The sequence below is a fragment of the Vibrio gigantis genome, assembly GCF_024347515.1.
GTDB lineage: Bacteria > Pseudomonadota > Gammaproteobacteria > Enterobacterales > Vibrionaceae > Vibrio > Vibrio gigantis.
This window is the reverse complement of sequence record NZ_AP025493.1, coordinates 1,798,158-1,818,880: the sequence shown is the minus strand read 5'-3', so window position 1 is coordinate 1,818,880 and position 20,723 is coordinate 1,798,158. Positions and strand designations below refer to the sequence as shown.

Below are 20,723 nucleotides of genomic sequence, written 5' to 3'. Positions count from 1 at the left end.
GCCCTTATGACGTTGCCGAAATCGCGGTTGCGTGATATCCCCAACCGTCTTTCGCATCTAATAATTGATAGTTGTTGTTTTGTACTTCACCAGGGAAGAAGACTACTAAGCGCCCTGTCACCTTTTCAGCTAAAGACTCTACGACACCCGACACAGATGCGAAGCCAAATAGAGTGCCGCAGCCAAGAAGAGCTATGACGCCATCTTCTGTTTGATTTGACTCGACTTTATTGGTCAGTTCTTCAACTAGCTCATCGGCGAAGTCATCGTAGAGTCCTTTGAGATACTCAGGATCTTCAAAATACGTTTCTTTGTAGTCTTGAGCCGACATCCAGTTTTCAAAACTATGAGTCAAATCTAGCAGTTGCCATGGGTGGTTATGCTTAACACATGCTTGTTCAAACTCTTCGACACGCGCACGAAGTTTTAGCTCATCTTCTTTGTGGTAGACCAGAAATATGGTTCGCTCATCAGCAGAAACCGCCACTGGCCATGGAATACTAATGTGTTTTTCAAAGCTTGTTAGTAGCTTGGATAATCGATCTGACATCACTCGTCCTCAGATTCGTTAAATTCGGGCATGACTAGACCAGGGAAAGTTACTTCAACCACTTCACTTGCTTGTTTGAAGTTAATCATTCCTCTTAGCGATGCTCTATGTGCTAGTTCAAACAATCGTTCTTTATCTTGAGCCAACATACGACACCAGAAACTATCAAATAGACGTTGCCCGCTAAGCCCGTGACAATGGGCTAGAAATAGAGCGTATGCGACATTCACATAACTAATTTCTGGGATTTTTCGGTACTTCTTTGCTCTCCCAGATAGGTATCCTGCTTGCGTCCAGGTACCATTAATGTTTTGTGCGAAAGATTTTAGTGATGCCTTGCTGAAACGTTCAGGGTCATCTTTTGATAGAAACGTCTCCATCATCTCTCTAGCTAAGTGTTGACCTGGTTCTAGGCTCAAAATCACTTCCGAAGAACTACGCAACAGTGGGTCTCTGGCGACAGCAAGTTGTAACGCTAGAATCGGTTGAGAGCCTTCATGCAGCTCCCACCAATCTCGAAATACTTTAAAGAGGAAAATATCAGGTGATAAACCATACATTGAAGCCAGAGGTTGGAAACTGTACTTACGTGCATTTTCGCTTGGTTTTTGAAGGACATTGAATACTTCAATATCTTCCCTGTAGTCTTCTAGTGTCGCGTTTTCAGGTCGCCCAAATAATAAGATCTTCAGCTCTTCTATCATCATGCTGCGAGATGTATGAGCACCACTATTACCGAACTTAAAACCCAGTGCTTTGAGGTAAGCTTGGCTATTCATTGTTATTGCCTTTGTAACCAGGGGCTAAACTCGCAGTCTCAACACCATATATAACTGCATTTTCTTCCAGCGCTAAATGGTATTGCTGTGGGTTTAATTGATATGTACTTGAGCAATCCACATTCCATTGGTTTAGCAAATAGCCCGCCAGCGCAGCACGGCATTCGACTTGAAGTTTGCCATTAACCATTCTGTAATCAAGCTCTATCGCTTCAGGGTGTTTTGCTGCTGGATGAGGAATAAAGGTTAAATCAACAATGCGGTTCCACTGCTTGTCTGCTGAAATCGATTCTTTCACACTATCGATTTCATTCTGAGCAAGGCTCGCGGATTTGATGCGAGTAAGAACGAAATCACGAAAAGAACTTGTCGAACGGTCATAAGCACGAACATGCCAACGACTGCCGTTATTCGCGAGGCTATGAGGCACAATTACTCTTGCTGAGTTACCAGAGCTAAGGGAAACGTACTTAATCTTAAGGGCAGATTTTTGGTGTATGGCACGCATAACCGCCGACAGGATGTCAGTCGAAGGTTGATTCAACTGTTGTGGCTGGATACAAACTTGGCTGTTTTCCAGTTGACTCGCCAATCCATCACCAAATCCTCTAGCAAGGCTCACTAAAACGGTATCTGGATCGTGCTCAAACAGAGGCACAAACTGCTCTGTACGATGATAAGACTTCGATTGATGAATTAGCTCTAGGTTACATGGAGCAAACTCTTTATAAGTAGCGAAGTCACGAGTTGCTGCGGCTAAACCTGTTTGAAATTTTGCAATGAGATCGGCTCTAGCAATCTCACCAAAGTAGCTCAAACTAAAATCGATAAACGCCAAGCGTTCTCTTTGAGCGTGAGGTAATTGTTCGAGTTTTTTCATCAGAAACTTCTGTTGAGAATATCTGACAGTTAATATACTCCTAATACGAGCATGGTACAATCAAAATGATTAGACCATATGATATAGAAATGAAGTGTAAGGTTCAGAATTAATGGATGTTTATGATACGTTAAACCAAAGATTTGGGTGTGTGGAACAAGGGGGAATCGCAGAAGTGCAAATGCGGCGTCAAATGTTAACGCCGCAATATACGACACGGTGGGTCGATTTACCGAAGATCAAGAGCTAGCTATCTCACAATCTACAATTCTATGTCAGGATATACCAGTCTATTGAGTTTCTTTTCAGCTTTACAATAAATCTGATCAGCAAATTTTTCCGAATTAAGGATCTTTGCGTCCGCTGCAATCCCTATAGCGCGATACACGTTGTTCAATTTCCACACGGTTTTACCGCGTTCAACTTCAACAAAAGTTGAATATGGTATGCCCTGGTATGAACCCGCAACTTTTGTATAAACTGTAACCAACACTTGAATACCTACCTGATCCTTTTTAAATAGATAAGTATCTAAAGTCTGCTGCACTTCGTTGAGTATTTTATAGACACCTTCGCTAGTTAATTCTCTAGCACGTGAACTTTTTTGCACTGATTTGAGCGCTTCATCTAAACCCTTAATTTTTATTGAACTCATTGTGACGCCTCCATTGCAGCTGAAGACATCAATGCAGGATTTAACTTCTCAAACTGTTTACTCATTCGAGTAATGACAGCATCAGGTACGCCATGAATATTTTGGTATTTCCCATTTATCTCAATGACTTCGAATGATACATTCATCTCATCCGCAAGTGATTTGTAAAATGACATTTCCCAGTTTTTTACAAATGTGTTTGCAACCACAACGTCAAATCCTGCACGAAGTAAACGCTTTGTTTCGAGTTTACACCAGGCATGAGCATTTTTGATTAGAGCGGGGTCGTATTGGTAGGTATCGTTTCTATCGATAAAAAATTGGTCAGCTTCAACTAAGACAGCATCGAGAGTTTTTGCGTATGTAGACTTTCCAGAGCCTGGTAATCCACGCACAAGGGTAAGTGTTTGCTTGGCCATTTTGGCGTTTCCTTTTATTAAAAAATAATTCCCTCCTCTCACCGATAAGGTGATGAATTCTTTGATATTGTTTAATTTATTTAACTCAATCTTTATACAAATTGAGATAGAGAGTGTTCAAGCTTATTAAAACGTATAAAAATCTTTTCGTCAACAATTTATTTCAATAAAAACAAAGGCTTATCATTTACTTTTGACGCTATTTATATCTAATAAAAACAAACCATCGGTTTACCCCTTATTGGGGGTAAACGACAGACTACCCCCAATAAAGGGTAAAGATGGTTTGTTGACCATGAATCAAACATCGATTGATGCACTGCGAAAGCAGTGCTGATTGAAAGCGGCTAACGCCGCATAGAACAAATGATTGGCCTTTGTCGAGCAATATTGATTGATTTAGTTCTATTGGATTACGCAACAAAGCTCCCCCTCTTAATCATAAATCAATTACAGAAACTATTGTCCAATAATTCTAGATACGATTAAGCAATATGAGGGAGACGATCAAATCGCAATTAGGTAAAGTTTCAGATATAAATAACATATTTAAGTGTATTTTATCCATGTCAGGTTACAGTAATGGCTAATCATGAGTTAATCAACTCCATAATAACTCACCCATAATGATAATAAACGAGGAACAAATGCTTACTTTCGATACTTTAAAAAAACGTCACCGCAACGAGCGGGAAAACTACTCCCAAGCTCTTTCAACTAGAGTACATCGTTCATTGAGTTGGTTTCAGCAAGCAGAGTCATGTGATGACGACGACTCAAAATTTACTTTCCTCTGGATCGCTTTTAACTCTGCTTACGCACAAGACTTTGAACAAAAAGTTAACTATGGAGAAAGAGGACTTTACCAAGAGTTTTTGACACGACTTGTTGAGTTGGATACTGAAAATTTATTATCAGACATCGTCTGGCATAATTACTCAGGTGCAATAAGATCTGTATTGGATAATGAATTTATTCTAGAAAGTTATTGGAATTACCATGCAGGGCGTATCACCGAACGTGAATGGAAAGAAGCCCGTAGTAAGGCCAAGATTGCTGCTAATGCCGCTCTAGGGCACAACAATACTGCATCTGTTCTTTCGATTGTATTTGCTCGTCTATACACACTGCGTAACCAAATTATTCATGGCGGAGCAACCTACGGTAGCTCAGCGAACCGTAAACAACTACGAGACTGTACTGCTCTGCTAGAAAAGATATTACCAACTATAATTAAAATCATGATGAATTCAAGCAGTGAATTGTGGGGAGATCCTGTGTACCCACTAATCCAAGATTAGATAAAAGAAAACGACAAGCCAAGCTGAGCTGAGAGTGAATGCTCAGCCGAGCCAACTCATCTACAAAGAGGGACGAAATCTCAACCGCAAGCAGATGAGCGAGCTTCTGATGGGCAGTTATCTATACAAGCACCAGAACATCTTAATCACTGCCCAAACTGGTGCAGGCAAAACATACCTTAGTTGCGCACTGGCAGACTGCGGCCAACAACAAACTGTTAGGTACTACCGATTAACTCGCTTGCTAGATGACCTGACCACAGATCGTCTGGATGGTAGCTATCAAAAGCAACTCAAATCGCTCGCTAATCAAGCCTTACTAATCCTTTATGACTGGTGTTCTGAATAAACCGAAACGAGCAGCCGCAATCACCGAAATACGCACTTCCCTGATGTGTACTAATTTAGATCTTATCTGACAGTTACCCACTTATCGACGTTGTCGTCGAGGCACCATTTTTACATCGGGGCTGACAAAGTCTTTTTGAACAGAACCACAGACTTCTAACGTATTGATATTTCGGTTTAATGTTTCAATAAACAAAAACAAGACTTGTTCGAACTTTTCGGTAGGTAGTTTATTGCGAAATAGCTCAGTGCTGGCAACATCACTAAACTGCCTTTTGAATAAAAGAATTCGTCGGCGGAGGTATTGGCTTAAGTATAGGGCCTCAGGGTTCGATCCGAGCTGGTCTACCGTGCTTATCTGCTGATTTAGCTTGAGCAAATCCAACTGAAGCTCCAGTAATGTAACTTGTTCTTCTAGTTTCACGGAATTCTGTTTTTGCCTTTCAAGTAAGTCATAAAGATGGTTTACCTGTAATGTAAGGCATATGGTCAAGTTCATGTCATCGACCTTAAAGCCCCAAAAGTGGGGCGTTGTTAATATTAGCGGATTAGAGGTGCGAATCGATTGAGTCCTTTTTTTGCAAGGTAGAAATCAACGTATTGCCAGAAGGTAAATGTATCAAGAGGCAACTGTTCATCGTCTTCAATACCGAGCACCGATGTATCTCCAGTAGCCTCAAACTCATCGATTTGCTCATCAGAAGCCTTGTGATAGCGGTTCTGAGCCAGTTCATCAATAATGTCTATTTCGCTATAACCATTAAATTTGGCTACTTCATTTGCCGTAACATCCATTCCGCAAGTTAGACCTAGAGGATGAGGTTCTGGGTTCGAGTGAAGTGCCTCCAATAGAGGTTGATCGACAAACGTTCCAGCATCATGCCAGAGGTGTATATCCCTGATAGTAAAAATCAGCCAGTAGCATGCGTTGATTGCGACTTCCCAACCAAGTAAGTTAAGCTCTCGCACGATTTGTTTTCTATCTTGATCAGATAATGGCATTCCTAAAATCTGTTGAACGACGGTCTCCTGCAATTTAAATTTAGGGTCAATCTGTTCTCTTGCTGCTTCTTTATAATCAGGCGAATTGCAATAGGTAACTAGAACAAGCTTGGCTACTTGTTTCATCGTCAGCGAGTCTTGAGGTGTGTGTCTTCGATTAATCGCCATGAGAATTCCTCTTATTGGTTTTGTTGGTTTTGCGGATATTAAAACACCTCACCCAATGTCCTAGGGAGATGTTTAATAACTCATCGGGGGATAATTTGGGGCAGTTATACCAATAGCCCCAAAAATAGTCTCACCATTTTGACGACAATTCAGGTCACTCGGCCTCGAATTCTAAGTAACCAAGTTGTGCAAGGAGATCTTCAGTCACATCAGTTGGTTGGCTAGCGCCTTGCGCCCGAATCCAAATGCGAATGGTGTCTCCCAAGCTTTTGCGATTGTCACTTTTATCTGATGCGAATTCTTGGTGGAGATCAAATGGCGCTAATGCGTGATTCAAACAACCAAGAATATCTGCTTTTGAGTTGAGTCTGCCTTCTTGGTGATAGTGCTCTGTAAATGCTCGCACAATCGAGGTTTCCACCAACGCAGACGGAAACCAATCGACTGCGTATTTATAAGAAATGATCCAATTGGGGCCATTCACCCAACTAATTGACCGATCACTGGAAGAAAACGCCCCCTCCGATGCCATCGATAGTTTATCGGTTAAACCAGCCATGCATGAACTAACGATTAGTCCTTTAATTTTTTTGCCATGCTCACGGATAAGCTCGGTAGTTTTGTTGATGGTAGCATCGGCAATGCGCTTGCCATCTCCATGCCCACCGATATACAGAATCTGTATATCCTCACGAGTATCAACGAGATGTTCTAGCGCTTTCTCAAGCGATTTGTTGTCATAATAATTACAGTTGTAGATATTCAGTTGTGGCTTGTCAGTGCTATCGTTAACCAGCTTTTTCACTCCTTCAAAGAACGGAATGCAACTGGCTTGGTCATGATTAGTTTTAAAGGAAAACCAAGGGGCCTCGGCAACTAAAAGTGCGACGTTTTTACTCATTTTTTTCTCGTTGTATTAGATAAGTCAAAATATGACTGACTGGTTATATTTTTGGCTCAGTAGAGAAGTTACCTGATGATCTCCATTCGGTAGCTCTGCAAACCGCCTGTAGCTAAAAGTTTGCATAGGCCAACTGAAAGAGATTCTGCTATTCACCAAGAGCTAATTCTCAGCTCGAAAATGAGGGCATCAATCCCCTCATCAATCTACATAGCAGCCCTCTCAGGTAGATGAAGATTAGCTGTACTCAATTGGCGCTTATCCTCTTCAACCATCTCAAGAATATCGCTGTACTCTTTAAGAGCTTGCTCTTTGTTCTCTAAGTCTGCTCGAAGCTGTTCAATGCTGCTTTCTAAATCTTCGATAAGAGTAGGAAGAAAATCTTGCTCTTCTCTGGAGATTTTACCAAGCATATCTGAGCCACATTTACTCACTTCTTGAGTGATTTCCGTTAGCAAAATGCCTACTATTCTAGCCTGCTCAGCTCTTAGTTGTTGGATCTCATCACCCTCGACTTCATTCGCAGAGAATTGCTGTCTAATCGAGTTGATATGATAGTCTAGATCCAAGCTAATTGTTGGAATCGTAATTCGGTCAACAGAGTTGCTTAGCGGTAGCAATATCATTTCAGGGTCGAAATCTGGGTCTGAAAAGTCAAATAAGCCTCTAACTGCCTGTTTGATATCTTCACGGAACTGGTTAATGTTGATAGTTTGAGAGCTTGACTGATATAGCCTATCGCTAGTCTCAACTACAAAGTCTTCTAGCTTTTGGACTGCATCTTGAACATTTGCATAGGTGTAGTTAACTGTGCGGTAGTTTATAGATGACACAGTCCTAGTTCTACCCCAACTAAATGGATTATACCAACTAGAGTCACTTACCTCAGAGTAAGTCGTATACGATTCTTCACGACTACCTGTTTGAGAGTTAATGCGTTTAACTGAAAGAGAATTCTGTTTGATGCTTTGCTCTGCCTTATGAAGCTCCTTTTCGATCTGCACTCGATATTTATCGAAAACCATGCTCACTTTTGATTTACCTGCATTAATACGCTCTGCCAACTCTTTCTGTTTCTTTTCTGCTTCAGCTAAATCGCCTTGCTGGAGATTATTTCGCTTAAGAGTAATATCATCAGAAATAGCCGTTAGTTTTTGCAATAAATCACGCTCCGCCCCTTTTAGAAGATTATCAAGACGCTCAGCCATGATTTTATCTTTATTTTCTCGGACTGACTCCAGCTTAAAGTGCACTTTTTTGAAGTTAGCTACTGCCTCCAAAATTTGTGGCGTAAAAGTAAAGCCATCAAACATTTGATTCAGGCGGTTAAGTGTGTGTTGCTCTTCTTCACTTAGATCGTCCCCTTTCTTCGCTAAATCGTAACAACGAGAAGATACAAAAATAGGCGGTAGTGCATTTTGCAGGGTTTGCATTAGATGTGGCTGACCACCATTATTCAACTCATCCTGACGACAAACAGCGTTAACTTCCGATTGAGCTTGAGCATTTAAGCTAGCGGTTAAAGAAGGCAGAGCTTGCTGAATAGAGTCGTAGTTACTGTACTCATCTAACAACGCACTATCGAACAGAGAACCAATTAAAATGATCTCTTCGATACCCTTGTTCGGGATGTTTTGTGCTAACAGTGCCATATCTTGGCTATCCAAGAACTGACCGCAATAGCTCAGTAGGAAGATAACGTCACACTGCCCTAAAAACTCTTGCGTTCGCCTGCCCCTTGATATGATAGGGTCATTCATCCCTGGAGTATCAACAACTTCGATATCTTTAAGCTCAGGAAGATTTAGAGCTAGTGATGAACTCTTTACAATTGGAGTAAACTTTCCATCAGCACCAACAAATGGGGTTAAGTCAGAGATTAACGTTTCGTTTGAACCTGTGCTTTTAATCACTTCTTCTTTATCAAGGTATTTCTCTACGTCTAAATTTGAGCGTTGTACCATTTGATAAAGTTCAAAACATGCTTTTGATTCCTCAGGGTGATTAGGCTTTTGAGGGGGTCTAATCCCTCGCTGTCGTTTCAAGCCTGGTGCCTTTGATGCTTGAAATTCATTAAGTTGCTCTTGGTAGATTTTTTCGTCTTGTTCAACCTTATGAGCTTGTTCTATTACTTTCGCCCATTCTTTTTTGCTATAGAACTCTACCGTTGCTGATGGCTGCTCAGAATAACTAATCTTGGTAAGTGCTGCTGTCATTGGTGTCGCAGCTTTAGGGAGAACCGATTTACCATCGAAAAGTAAACTGTTTAGAAACGATGATTTACCACGTTTGATTTGACCAACAATACCGATACGCAAGACTCGGTTTTCTTGTTTGGCGTTGTCAATATCGGTTTCAAATGTATCCCTAAGAAGACTAATATCGCCTAAGATCTTCTCATCAACCACTCTAGTATGAGGCCCATACTTAGAGTAGATTACGTTGATTTTATTTTTAATCATACAAATTACTCATAAAATTTAGTTAACCACCCAGCGTTAGATGTATCAGTCAAAGAAGAGTGTAGAGGCAACCCTTTTACGTTTTCTAATTGCTTAAAATTTTTCTTTGTATTTGAAAAAATAATGTTCTTCCCAATTATACAATTATCCCCACGTCCCTTCTTATAAGACCACAACGTACCATTAACATCTATTAAGCAGCCTTCTTCAAACTTTAAACCTAAGTCCAAAACTCGATTGTTTTTTCCTAGCTTTGAGATGATAATTTTTTGAGTACCGCCATCAAGCTTATAACGGTCACTATCTGTCAAGCCAATACATTTTATGAAATAGTTAACGATTGGGTTTTGTTTTATTAAAAGTAAAGAGTCAATATGAAGGGTCTCACTTAACTTATCAAAGTTAATATTGATCGTACTTAGTTTAAATTCATCTGAATCGGGTAGTATGAAATTTCCATTTATTACGCTTGCTTCTTTTTTATCTATCTTCGCTTGTAAAAAAGGAAGAATAACCTCATTGCTTATCCCATTTTCTAGTTTATTATTTATACAAGATAGAATTTTTTTCTTAGATGCTTTTTTACTCTGTTTTGAAACTTGCTCTAAAGACACATCATAGTAATTAAATATGTGATTAAAATAATCAGGATTTAAAAGGTGAATGGAGAAGTACAATGCAGCATCTTGCCAGTTTCTATTTTTGATATAGCAAAAGAGGTCAAAGATATCGTGATAGATACCTTTAGCGACTTCAAATTGAAAAGCAAGCTCGTCAATTACTTCTTTTTCTTGCTCTGATATATCACCGTCACGATAACTCATCATCAAAGCATCAAACAGGAAAAGCTGAGCTATGGGTTTGCGCCTAAAGCACTTCAAAATGCTCTGAATCGTGCTTTTGTCTGGTTGGTTAGCAAACTCGATACAGCTATCAATGACTGATTCGTCTAGATAAAGCGATCTAATGAGTATGAGTAAGTAATCTGTTTCTTCAGGGTGAATTTCACCATCTGAATTCATTACCAATGCTAGTCCTTGAAGGTAGAGCAGCTTCTCTTCGAGAGCCAATTCCTTTGCAGCGTGGTTTTCAAATGCATTGCTTTCTTTTGCAGCTTCTCTAATCATTGTTAGTATTTTCAATTTTTTATCACTTTATTTTCTAGAAAGTTGCGATTCTAATCTTACCACTTTTTAAAACACTAAAGTTAGACTCTATACACTCAACAAATTCAGCATAATGAACATAAGAATTGTTAAACTCATTTAAATAAAGTTTCCCCTCGAATTCTAAAACTTCATCTAAATACTCATTCCCACTTCTTGGGAAACATCGTTCATTAGGATAGCTAGGATGTCTTCTAGCTTGTGCAATACTTGCATTTTCGTCTTGCAGAATAAAAGCAATTATATCATTTATATTATTAGAGCGACCAACAAAACCTGTAGATAAGTAGCATGCTATGGAGTAAATCTCTTCATCCTTTTTCGCGTCATCGTCGGATAAATGCAAATTAAAACACTTATTTTCCTTATCATAATTTAGCCCAAGCGATTTTACTGAAGCTAGAATTTCACCATTTTCACTTTCTAACTCTTCATTTGGGTTTACACATATCTTACCTCGATCTAAATCAGACTGCACTTTAGGGACTATCAGTTCTACTAGAGACATTAATGATGACGTTAGATCTACATAGTGAGAGGTAACTTTAGAGTTAGGTGTAGTAATGATACCATCACTGTAATATTTCAACTCTTCCCATTCGTAATTTTCGACATTGAGCTTAGATAAGATTACTTGCTTAAATCTTTTCTCTTGTAGCTTTTCGGAACTAAGCATTAAATTATCAAAGTCAACTTCAAAATAATCTAACAAATGCTTGAAATGTTCTGGATTTAACAAATGGCTCGAAAAATACAAAGCACTTTCTTCCCAGTCTTTATTCTTTATATGACAAAATAAATCATAAATATCCTGATAGGTTCCTTTAAGAACCTCTAACTGCTCCGCAATCTTATCTACAACTGCTTTCTCTCTTTCATCTACGGAATCATCTCTGCGTGTCATCATTAGTGCATCAAACAGAAACAACTGTGCGATTGGCCTACGTCTAAAGGTACGGAAGAATGCTTGTACTGTATCTTTGTCTGGACGTTGTGCAAACTCTACAAAGCTTTCTAGGATTGATTCATCCATTTCAAACGATTTGATCAAAATACGAATGTACTCTTTCTCTTCTGGGTGAATCTCACCATCGGCATTCATCACTAGCGCTAAGCCTTGTAGATAAAGCAAGCGCTCTTCCAGAGTCAGATCCTTTGCTGCATGGTTTTCAAAAGAGTTTGCTTCTTTTGTCGCTTCATTAATTACCTCTAAAATATCTAGCATAATTTATTCCCTCTAAAATTTAGTAAAAAGCTCTCTAAAATTTTCAATTTCTTTCATCGTAGATTCCATTTCAAGCCTACTTTTTTCGAAAGAATCTATTTCAGAAACATCTTCAAGATTACATTTATTGAAAATATCATCACCTCCACCACATATTGTTAGTACGAGTAGTTTAGAGTGACGAGTACCAACACTACAGTTTGATATTGACTTTAGATTGAACATACTTATTGTTATTTCGTGGCTATGATCATTGAAGGGAGATTCTTCATCGAATAGGCAATTCTCTTCACCCTCTAGCCAAATTGTTGTCTTATTTATTCCTGCCCCTGTTATTTTAGCGGAAAATAATTTTTCGATATCAGCCTCTGACAACCAGAATTCACCTTCACCCAGTTTTATATCTGTATAGTACATTTCTTTATCAAGAAGATATTTAAAGTCTTTGTAATTCGAAACTTTAATGCTCTCAGGGGTGTAATCAATTCTGTTATACTCTACTAAGTGTTTCCACTTCCAATAACCTTCACCATCAATACTCTCAAGAACTGCTTTATTTTTTGAATCAATAGCCTCTATTGTTCTCTCTACTAAAAAGATATCATCATCTGAGAAATCTAAGAGATATCGTAACTGTTTGATAACGTCTTTCTCGGTTTGACAATAATTACCATCTTGATAGCAGATCATCACAGCGTCATAAAAGAATGTGCTTACTAGGTTGTTAGTAGTCAGTGTTTTTTTCAATTCTTCAATAAAACCTTCATCTATAGATTGTGAATTTTGTTCAACTTCTTCCAACAACTCATCTGGTAGATTTAATGTTCTGAGTAGTGTACCTATAAATCTTTTTTCTGATTCATCAATCTGTTCATCAGACCCCATGATAAGCCCCAGCCCATACAGGTATGCAACTTTATTCTCTAGGTCTAAGTCCACTATTGGGTGTTCTGATAGTGTAAATGTGTCATCGTTATAATTTTTTAATGATTTTAGAATTGCACTCATAATTGCCTCAATTAAGACTGTTTTATTATGGAGCTTTGCATTTTTACAAAACTCCATAGCATTATGTCTTAGTCATTAACGATACGTTGTTTTAGAGTAGACATCTCAGCTAACGCTTGTACTAGTTGCTTTTTCGTCTCTTCAAATGTATCTGATTGTTCTTTATGTTGCTTTTGTAATTCAACAAGCTGTTCGTTGTGTGCTTGCTTCTTCTGCTCAAGGGTAATATTGAGTTGCTGGCTGAAGTTTCTAACTACACGAGCTAGATGATCAGCTACGGTATCCATAATTTGGCTTGTTGCTTCAGGAATGACTTGACCACGAATTTTCTGCTCAACCTGAAAGTCTCTCTCTGCTTCATTATCTTTTTTCTTACCCAGCAGACCACCTAGAATACCAACGACAATGCCTGCAATTGGGCCTAGCACCACTAAGCTAATAGCACCTGCAATTGTGCCTGAGCTTAATGAAAACTTTTCTTTTTCTTGAGGTGGGATATCGAGGTGAACACTGATTCCACCGACAGAAACACTGTCATGGTTTTCTAACTTACGCTCAAAATGTGCTAGCTCTTTTTGAATAAGTTCATCTAATTCTAACTGCACCACAGGGCGCACAATAGTCGCCATCGAGTCTGACAAGGTGTTACTTTTCGCAGCACTCACTAGGCGATGGATACTATTTGATAATACTGAACTAACTTTAGCGGTAAGCTGCTCTCTGCCGACACTACAAAGGTTATACTCAAGCTCCGTTAGCACCTGTTCAAGGTGCTGCTTCTCTTGATTGAAGCTTTGCTCCAGTCCATCGATCTTATTTTCAATTTCAACGGCAGTGTTAGATGTATATGAATTTTTCGCTTTTAAAGCCACTTCAATGCTCGTAATCAAAGCAGATAGTGCTGGTTGATAGCGATGCTTTAACAAACCATCAAACTGACTTGCAGCATTATCAATCATTACTTCGAAGCCTTTGATTGTATATAGCTGTTTGTCCTGTGTTTCGATACTCGTTACTTCGAAGTGGTCTTGCATTCTTTCATTCAGCGTTTGCTTAACTTGCTCAATGCTTTTTGCCAATTCAACTTCAGACTTACGGGCTGATTTCGAAATTAAGCAGCCAATATCTTTACTGTGGTCGTAGTAAATCTCTTCAAGGCGTTCTACTACCGTATTATCGAACGGAATATCCGCTGGAAATAAAGTAACGAAGTAATCTCCACGCTCAAGGTATGTGGCAATGGCTTTTTGGTGAGCTTTATTACGAGCATCAAATCCAGGCATATCGACTAACACCACATCTCTTCTATTTTTGAGACGTTGATTATTGAGTTCTACCGTGATGTAAGCAACTTGCTCATTGGGCTGAAAATCTTGTAATGCACTTAACGAATAGATAGTTGGTTGAGTATCATCTGCGTAATGAACAGTAAATTGTTCAACCTCACTGTAAGTCAATTCGGTTGCGATTGCCGTTTCTGGCGCAATATTGACCTTTAAGTAATCTTTATCCAAATAGCTATTAAGTAATGAACTCTTACCTGCTGAGAACTTACCGATGATCGGAATAACCACTTTATAGTTGTTAACCCGAGAGGTAATAAACTCTAACTTCTCTTTTATGCTTTCATCGTTCAGGTGCTGGCTATTAATTTCATTTAACTCAGCGATCACTGATAACCATTGTGATTGGACCTGAGAAGCTGCCGAACCACTTGTTAGTAACGGAGTCTCCTCAGATGTTAGGTTGAGTGTAACTGGTCTGCGATCATTCTGACGCATTGCGTGAAGAAGCTCTAAACCTAGCTCTTTAGCAGGGCGTGGTGTAAATAGATTCAAACCAAGATCGGACTCTAGCTCACTAATGATATCTCGTTCACTCGATACCTCTGTTGCCATTTGAATGCCTTTCAATAGAGGAAAGTCATTCTCCTTTTGGCTCGCTATAGGCAAAATGTACTGAGCATCAATACGGTCTACGAACTTACCTTCATTGGACTCCCAGATAAGAGAAGCTGGCACTAACTCTTCTTTATCAATTTCCAAAAATTTCAATGCATTTACATAACGAGCTAACTCATTATTTTCCCATGTTCGACCTGAAGTTAGGTAAAAACTGCTCGTGAGATCAAGCAAAGACTGATAGGCATTTGTAGCGAAGCCATTAGCAATAGCGTCATGGAACCAGTTATTAATAATTTGGTTCCTTTCTAATGCATCAACTCTTTGTGAAACATGCGATATTTGTTGAGAAAGCTCTGCTTCCAAAACTTCAAAACCGTTTTTCATAAGCGCCAACGAGCGATTCAGTCGATGCTCTGTCATCTTAATGCTGCCATGTAACACATTGACATGGTTCATTAGGTAATTAGTTTTGTTCGATAGCGAGGCAACAACTTCTAGTGTTAACTTATTTTTCTGATTAAGTTTTTGAATCAATCGTTGGTTAGCATAGATAGCTCTGTTTAATCCATGATTAACTTCTGCTTGTCGTTCATTATTACTACCTGTCAGATTACCAATAACACGTCCGAATCTGCTCTGCTCTAACTGTGCATTTATCGCCCCTTCAGTTGAAGCAAGTGTCGTAATAGATGAAAAAGCCTCATTGAGTAACTCAGTAGAGTTATCTTTCATCTCTGCTAATAATGTATCGATGCTGCTATCAATAAATGCTTGTTCTTGAGCGTCAATTTCCATCGCAACTTGTTGAGTTACTTCTTGAAGACTCTCGTAACTTTCAAACTGACCGTTTCTTAGTTGCTTGTTTAGGTTGACGTTTTGATCGAATTTTTTTTCATCATCAGCGAGCTTATCGACAATAGCAACAAACTGCTGTTCAGTATCTTGGAAGTCTTTAAACTGCTCTAAGATGCGCTTCACATCTTCATAGCCTTCATCTATCAACTTGCCTGCATTTTCAGGAGTAAAATTAAGAGGCGCAATTAACCCATCAAACTCTCTAGTTGGTACGATGTTCCAGAAGCGGACATTAGGGTATTGTTTAACTGTTTGAGATAACTGCGGATCTCTCTCTAGATATAGATTGATGATATGAGTACAGTTATGCTGTTCAATCAATACTTTGTAAGGCGTATTATCGCTATATTCACCAGGTAAAACCCCGCCATCAAAGTAGGTGGTTCCGCCAATATTAATACCATCAAAAACAATAGGAATGGCTGCTGATGCCAGCAGCCACTGAACTATATTTGTAGGTGTTTTATCTGTTAGATCAGGGTACTCAAGCTTTCGAGTACTAGAGTTCAATGCACAAACATGAAATGGGATCTGACTTTGACTAACATCATCACAAGCACCACTTTTTTCGATTAAGTGTTTTAGACCACTTTGATTAAACAAGCCCTGTGCCTGGCTTAATCCTGTAATAGCCAATACCGCTCTAGCCGCCAATGATGGTGTAAACAGGGTACTCGCATAAGTTGCAGCCTTTCTCGCAAGGTTATCTTTGTTTAAAGACATTATTTGGTCTTTAGAGATACCACGCCATAGTTTCTCTGCCGCTTCCACATCGCCTTGTACGAATAGAGCGCCATTCAAACCACCCACCGAAGTACCAGCCACAGCTTCAACGTTTTTATCTAGACCAAACTCGTGAAGTGCTTTCCAAGCACCAACTTCATAAGCGCCTTTACCACCTCCACCAGAGAAGACAATACCTAATTTACTCATTATTTAACCTATTAATCGAAACTGACTGATACTGATGCTTTTTTGTTACTAATGATCTGCACTTTCACTTCTTGCGAGACATAAAATTGATCAAACTTAAGTGATGGTGCTGTTTTCGTGATCACATTTTTCATGATCATAATTTCTAGATTTGGTGCTTTATCGAGTTTGATAGATAAACCTAAGGCACTTATCTTCGTGACCTGCCCTTCTAGGCTATCAAGATTTGCTAGATGCGATAATGTGCTTTGATCACCTTGTAGAAGTGCATCGAACTTGAATGTTGCGCTCTGTGCTGAGTCAGATTTCTTTCTCATCGCGTTAAGCTGGACAAGACTTGGGATATCGGACAGCTTAATTTTTTTCGATTCACAAACATCCTTCAGCAAGTCTTCTATCTGAACATGAATTTTTTCAGAATCTCGTTTATGACGCTGCAAGGTATCTAACTGAGCTTTAACTTTCTTATGGAAATCAGTCAGGTGCTTCTTCTTATCACCCGTCAATTTTTCATCAAAGATCAGCTCGTTCAATGTACCGACGGTTAGCTTGAGTGTTTGTTGGGTTGCCAAATATTCTCGGTGATACTCATCAAAGATTTTTGAAAGTTGCCACTTTAATGTTGAACCATCACTACCTCGATTAACTTGAGTTAAAAACTCTTTAAGGCGTCCACCATGTTCTGAAATTTCTGAATCTTCAACCGCTGAATAACCAATGACATCGACGTAGCTGATTTCTGCATTTTCAAGATCAGCTTTGGCTACCTTGATAATGCTCTTCACTTCAGATTCAAGTTTTTTATCCGCTTTGCTCATCACTACTAGAACAGGTTGGTCTAGCTCCAGACTTTGAAGAAAGTCTATGTCTTGTTGAGGTACGGTTCCGTTCTGACTATCAACAAGCCAGATAAGATAATCTGCCACTCTTAAATGTTGACGAGCAATATTTTCATCAATTTTCTGTTGATTATCTGATTTGCTGTATCCTGGCGTATCCAAGAAGATAAGGTTAGCGTAATTAAAACTTTCTCGTTCAACCGCAATCATTTGCAGGATATGACTGAAGGTAACTTGATACTTTTTATTGAAAGCATGACAGATCGCTTTGATCGCATCTTCATTGATTTCAGTTTTCTTACCGTAAAAGTTCAAAGCATCAATTCGATTTGAAATGCCTTTAAACAAAAAGGTAGGGATAGATGTTGTTGGAGTGGTGTCAACTGGTAGAAGTGATGGACAACCTAAAACTGTATTAAGAAATCGTGTTTTACCCGCACTAAAAGAACCACCGACAGCAACAGTATGACTCTGCTGCAACTGAGGGAAAGATACTGCTTCTTTAAGCAAATCAAACCACTTGATAAGTTGAGCATAAGCACTTGCACCACTAGTATTCTCACCTCGTTTTGTGTGTGATAGAAACGTCTGATTAATTAGCTTATCTATATCCTCTAAAATTTGATCACTCGAAGTTCTTAAATCTGGTTTTGCAACTAAGCTAGCACATAGCTCCAACCCTAGTTCTGCATCTTCGAGGTAACGATTAGATTTACCTAATGATACCAAAGGTATTGTGTCTTTCTTGTCTTCTGATGATGCTAAATGACCATTCATTAAACTATCTATGTCCATCTCATTTAACCTTTCAAGTATTCATTTTTTCGTTGTGATATAACTAAATCACCAAATCCAGAGAGCCATTGTCCTAACAGTTTTGAGTCAACCACAGTTGCTGAAATTTTGTATATGTCGCCCTGTTGGGTAATATTTTGGTCTGTCGAGATTGGCGTTTCCGAAAGAAGCAACGCTAACTCATTTTTAACTTCAAGTTCGAGGGAGATCTTCTCGCCTTCACCAAAACCAAACCTTCCATCAGCATCGTATTGACTTAGCTTAAACTCTTTAGGGCGTTCAAAACCAAAAGATGAAACAGTGGCTTTACTTACCCGATGTACTGCGATGCTCCGTTCGTTGTCATAACCATCAAATCGACAAACTAAGTACATTCGTTGACCTTGCTGAGCCAAGCCTAACGGCATCACCAAAGCTGACTTTTGAACTTGTTTAGTATTGTAATAGTCAATATTGAGCAAACGATCGTGATAAAGCGCTTCGCTAATTGCACAAAATACCTTAGTTGCGATTTTAGGTGGCAACAGTGGTTGAGTTTCACTCACTACCCTCACCTTTTTTAGCCACTCTCTTTCTTTAGAGTTCCCACTTGTTGGGTTGAGTTTGTATTTCGCCTCTTGAAAAAAACCATCAAGTGACGCTGTAATGTTAACTGGTAAGAGCTTAATCAAATACTCTTCCGCTAGATTTAAAAGCAATGCCTCTTGGGCTGACAGCTTAAGCAGCGTCATACCCTCACTATCTTTATTCCAGCGATATCCATATGGTTTACTTCTCTCATCACGAATAATGTCAAAGTGTTCGCACAGCAGCTCTAAATTGCGTTGGATTGTGCGGAGTTCTCGCTCTATTCCAATATGCTCTAGTTGCTGGTGAAGATCTCGTGCCGTAACTTGATGTGATTTTGGTATGCGCTTCAGCAACTCAAACGCTACAACAAGAGATTCGTGAGTGCTCGCTCGTTTGGCCATACTTGGTCTTACCTAATTTTTCAAAAACTAATTTATTGATTTAAAACACAACAAAAAGAAAAATGATATTCCATATCGCCATGTCACTCCTTTTAATGAATTCTTTATACATCAATATGCAATCTTTAGTTAAGAAACAAGTAACCACATACCAAACAAATTGACTATAACGTGTTATATGTCAAATTGTGTCGCACTAAATCGTTTACAAAACAATCGCTTTAAGCAGTAGAGTCGTATCTAACGCACAGAAAATCTCTTGTTTTATGTGACACATAATGTCGTACTTGGGTTTAAGATCATTTCGATTAAGGACACTTTTAACATCGGAGTGCACAATGTCTGTCTATACGTGTGATAAAAATATCTCTGCTGACACCCCAAGTAGCAGTACAATTACTAAGGCGAAATGGCAGGATCTAATAAAGCAGATACGTTTCTTAGAAGTTGAAAATAAGAAGCTCAGAGAGAAGGTGTACTCCTTAGAAAATCAGGTTCGAATAGACAGCCTAACTAAAGTTGAAACTCGAGAATACGGGATGACATACCTAGAAATGTCTTTAAAAAATAATCTATTGGACTCCCTAGGTCTAGTCTTCATCGATGTCGATCATCTTAAAATCATCAACGATACAGAAGGACATATAGTTGGGGATGAAGTTTTGGCTTATGTGGGTAGCGCTCTGACAAGATTTAAGAAACCGAGTGAATCTATTTCAAGGTTTGGTGGAGACGAGTTTCTTGCGGTGCTGCCCAATGCAACACATCAAGAAATCAACATCTGGTGTAAACAACTCCACGAAACTCTCGCAAAACAACGACTGCCACTTGCTCGTCCCTCACTTTCCATCACCGTCACTACTGGAAGTTATGTTTACAACATGAAAGGCGATGAGAAATTGACATCAAAACAATTACTCAGTTTAGTTGACCTCGATATGTATCAAAAGAAAGGTGGTCGTCATCGTTAACGATCTAAATGAAAAAACCTATTAAGTCTATGGGTTGTAATAAATGTAGGTCTGCATTTCCCACGATATACAAAAAAGAAAGCCAGTCAGCTTATCTAACTGGCGTTAGCTTATTTGAGTTATTTTTTATCCAAACGCACTAATAAAATGGCATTTACCCATTGTTTTATTTACGTTTAGTTGAATTCTGATATTATCTTGACGGCCTGTTTCATAAAATAATTTTCTTGTTAGCCAGGTGCCAGAATGTTTAAAAAAAACGAAATCGAAGCCTGTTAACTATGGTATTCACCCAACCAAAGGCTTGTTCAGATACTACGACTCTGAACGCGGAATCGACAAAACCATGCGCTTTTGCTTCAAAGCAAACCTAGTTCTTGTTGGTCTCCTCATTCTTAGCAAAATAGTGGCGCTATTTAGCGTGAGTATCATATCTGCACTATTGAGCCTGGTTCTTATCGCGATTCCCTTTCTGCTGTTTACTGCCATCTACAAGATATTGGTTGAACTAGTAGTAATCATGTATTGGTTTGTGCTGTGGCCAGTAATAAACCTTATCTTCAATCGCATGACTCGATAAACCCAGTAAGG

18 protein-coding genes and 2 pseudogenes are annotated in these 20,723 nt (G+C 39.1%); 5 read left to right on the top strand and 15 right to left on the bottom strand.

The genetic code is table 11. From position 1 onward, the window contains the following. Positions 1 to 4 precede the first annotated feature (4 nt). The 3 genes from OCV56_RS24110 to OCV56_RS24100 are packed head-to-tail and all read right to left on the bottom strand — an operon-like array spanning position 5 to position 2,209. Positions 5 to 550 (bottom strand): BREX protein BrxB domain-containing protein, encoded by a 546-nt coding sequence (locus tag OCV56_RS24110; protein ID WP_001283833.1) that lies wholly within the window; start codon positions 548 to 550, stop codon positions 5 to 7. Then, a complete protein-coding gene (locus tag OCV56_RS24105) occupies positions 550 to 1,329 on the bottom strand; it encodes a hypothetical protein (RefSeq protein ID WP_001088014.1) in 780 nt (259 codons plus the stop codon). The genes OCV56_RS24110 and OCV56_RS24105 overlap by 1 nt, the downstream gene beginning before the upstream one ends. Further along, positions 1,322 to 2,209, bottom strand: coding sequence for a helix-turn-helix transcriptional regulator (locus tag OCV56_RS24100; RefSeq protein WP_086712894.1), 888 nt, complete (start codon positions 2,207 to 2,209; stop codon positions 1,322 to 1,324). The genes OCV56_RS24105 and OCV56_RS24100 overlap by 8 nt, the downstream gene beginning before the upstream one ends. Positions 2,210 to 2,315: 106 nt before the next feature. Between OCV56_RS24100 and OCV56_RS24095 the strand changes: the two are divergent. Further along, positions 2,316 to 2,459: pseudogene (locus tag OCV56_RS24095) on the top strand (DUF4113 domain-containing protein); the annotation flags it as partial. A 12-nt stretch (positions 2,460 to 2,471) separates the two neighbouring features. On the opposite strand, the gene OCV56_RS24090 reads toward OCV56_RS24095, so the two are convergent. Together OCV56_RS24090 and OCV56_RS24085 are read right to left on the bottom strand one after the other, a co-directional pair. Continuing rightward, positions 2,472 to 2,864 (bottom strand): hypothetical protein, encoded by a 393-nt coding sequence (locus OCV56_RS24090; protein ID WP_025796295.1) that lies wholly within the window; start codon positions 2,862 to 2,864, stop codon positions 2,472 to 2,474. Continuing rightward, on the bottom strand, positions 2,861 to 3,283 hold the full coding sequence (locus tag OCV56_RS24085) for an ATP-binding protein (protein ID WP_025796296.1): 423 nt from the start codon (positions 3,281 to 3,283) through the stop codon (positions 2,861 to 2,863). The genes OCV56_RS24090 and OCV56_RS24085 overlap by 4 nt, the downstream gene beginning before the upstream one ends. 647 nt (positions 3,284 to 3,930) lie before the next feature. On the opposite strand from OCV56_RS24085, the gene OCV56_RS24080 reads away from it, so the two are divergent. Both OCV56_RS24080 and OCV56_RS24075 read left to right on the top strand, forming a co-directional pair. After that, positions 3,931 to 4,584 (top strand): HEPN domain-containing protein, encoded by a 654-nt coding sequence (locus tag OCV56_RS24080; protein ID WP_029805244.1) that lies wholly within the window; start codon positions 3,931 to 3,933, stop codon positions 4,582 to 4,584. 19 nt (positions 4,585 to 4,603) lie between these two features. Then, a pseudogene (locus tag OCV56_RS24075) lies at positions 4,604 to 4,930 on the top strand (ATP-binding protein); the annotation flags it as partial. 84 nt (positions 4,931 to 5,014) lie between these two features. On the opposite strand, the gene OCV56_RS24070 reads toward OCV56_RS24075, so the two are convergent. The 10 genes from OCV56_RS24070 to OCV56_RS24025 all read right to left on the bottom strand — a co-directional run bounded on the left by OCV56_RS24070 (position 5,015) and on the right by OCV56_RS24025 (position 19,161). Next, complete coding sequence (locus OCV56_RS24070; protein ID WP_139061217.1) at positions 5,015 to 5,356, bottom strand: hypothetical protein; 342 nt, start codon at positions 5,354 to 5,356, stop codon at positions 5,015 to 5,017. A gap of 116 nt (positions 5,357 to 5,472) precedes the next feature. After that, positions 5,473 to 6,102: a hypothetical protein gene (locus tag OCV56_RS24065; protein ID WP_025524006.1), complete on the bottom strand. Its 630-nt coding sequence runs from the start codon at positions 6,100 to 6,102 to the stop codon at positions 5,473 to 5,475. A 154-nt stretch (positions 6,103 to 6,256) separates the two neighbouring features. Continuing rightward, on the bottom strand, positions 6,257 to 7,003 hold the full coding sequence (locus OCV56_RS24060) for a hypothetical protein (protein WP_029805238.1): 747 nt from the start codon (positions 7,001 to 7,003) through the stop codon (positions 6,257 to 6,259). A gap of 206 nt (positions 7,004 to 7,209) precedes the next feature. After that, a complete protein-coding gene (locus tag OCV56_RS24055; protein WP_086712892.1) occupies positions 7,210 to 9,465 on the bottom strand; it encodes a dynamin family protein in 2,256 nt (751 codons plus the stop codon). A 5-nt stretch (positions 9,466 to 9,470) separates the two neighbouring features. Then, a complete protein-coding gene (locus OCV56_RS24050) occupies positions 9,471 to 10,607 on the bottom strand; it encodes a tellurite resistance TerB family protein (protein WP_143691563.1) in 1,137 nt (378 codons plus the stop codon). 19 nt (positions 10,608 to 10,626) lie between these two features. Then, on the bottom strand, positions 10,627 to 11,856 hold the full coding sequence (locus OCV56_RS24045) for a tellurite resistance TerB family protein (RefSeq protein ID WP_086712890.1): 1,230 nt from the start codon (positions 11,854 to 11,856) through the stop codon (positions 10,627 to 10,629). Between the two features lie 12 nt (positions 11,857 to 11,868). After that, positions 11,869 to 12,864 carry a TerB family tellurite resistance protein gene (locus tag OCV56_RS24040; RefSeq protein ID WP_143691562.1) on the bottom strand — a complete coding sequence of 332 codons (996 nt, stop codon included), beginning with the start codon at positions 12,862 to 12,864 and terminating at the stop codon, positions 11,869 to 11,871. Positions 12,865 to 12,932: 68 nt separating this feature from the next. Next, positions 12,933 to 16,556, bottom strand: a complete 3,624-nt coding sequence (locus tag OCV56_RS24035) for a patatin-like phospholipase family protein (protein WP_086712888.1) — start codon at positions 16,554 to 16,556, stop codon at positions 12,933 to 12,935. A gap of 11 nt (positions 16,557 to 16,567) precedes the next feature. Further along, complete coding sequence (locus tag OCV56_RS24030; protein WP_086712887.1) at positions 16,568 to 18,190, bottom strand: dynamin family protein; 1,623 nt, start codon at positions 18,188 to 18,190, stop codon at positions 16,568 to 16,570. A 5-nt stretch (positions 18,191 to 18,195) separates the two neighbouring features. Next, the gene (locus tag OCV56_RS24025; protein ID WP_086712886.1) at positions 18,196 to 19,161 is read right to left on the bottom strand and encodes a helix-turn-helix transcriptional regulator; all 966 of its coding nucleotides are present in this window, start codon (positions 19,159 to 19,161) and stop codon (positions 18,196 to 18,198) included. Between the two features lie 338 nt (positions 19,162 to 19,499). Between OCV56_RS24025 and OCV56_RS24020 the strand changes: the two genes are divergently transcribed. Together OCV56_RS24020 and OCV56_RS24015 are read left to right on the top strand one after the other, a co-directional pair. After that, positions 19,500 to 20,132: a GGDEF domain-containing protein gene (locus OCV56_RS24020; RefSeq protein ID WP_086712885.1), complete on the top strand. Its 633-nt coding sequence runs from the start codon at positions 19,500 to 19,502 to the stop codon at positions 20,130 to 20,132. 238 nt (positions 20,133 to 20,370) lie between these two features. Beyond that, entirely contained in the window at positions 20,371 to 20,712 is a 342-nt protein-coding gene (locus OCV56_RS24015) for a hypothetical protein (protein WP_086712884.1), read from the top strand. Positions 20,713 to 20,723 lie beyond the last annotated feature (11 nt).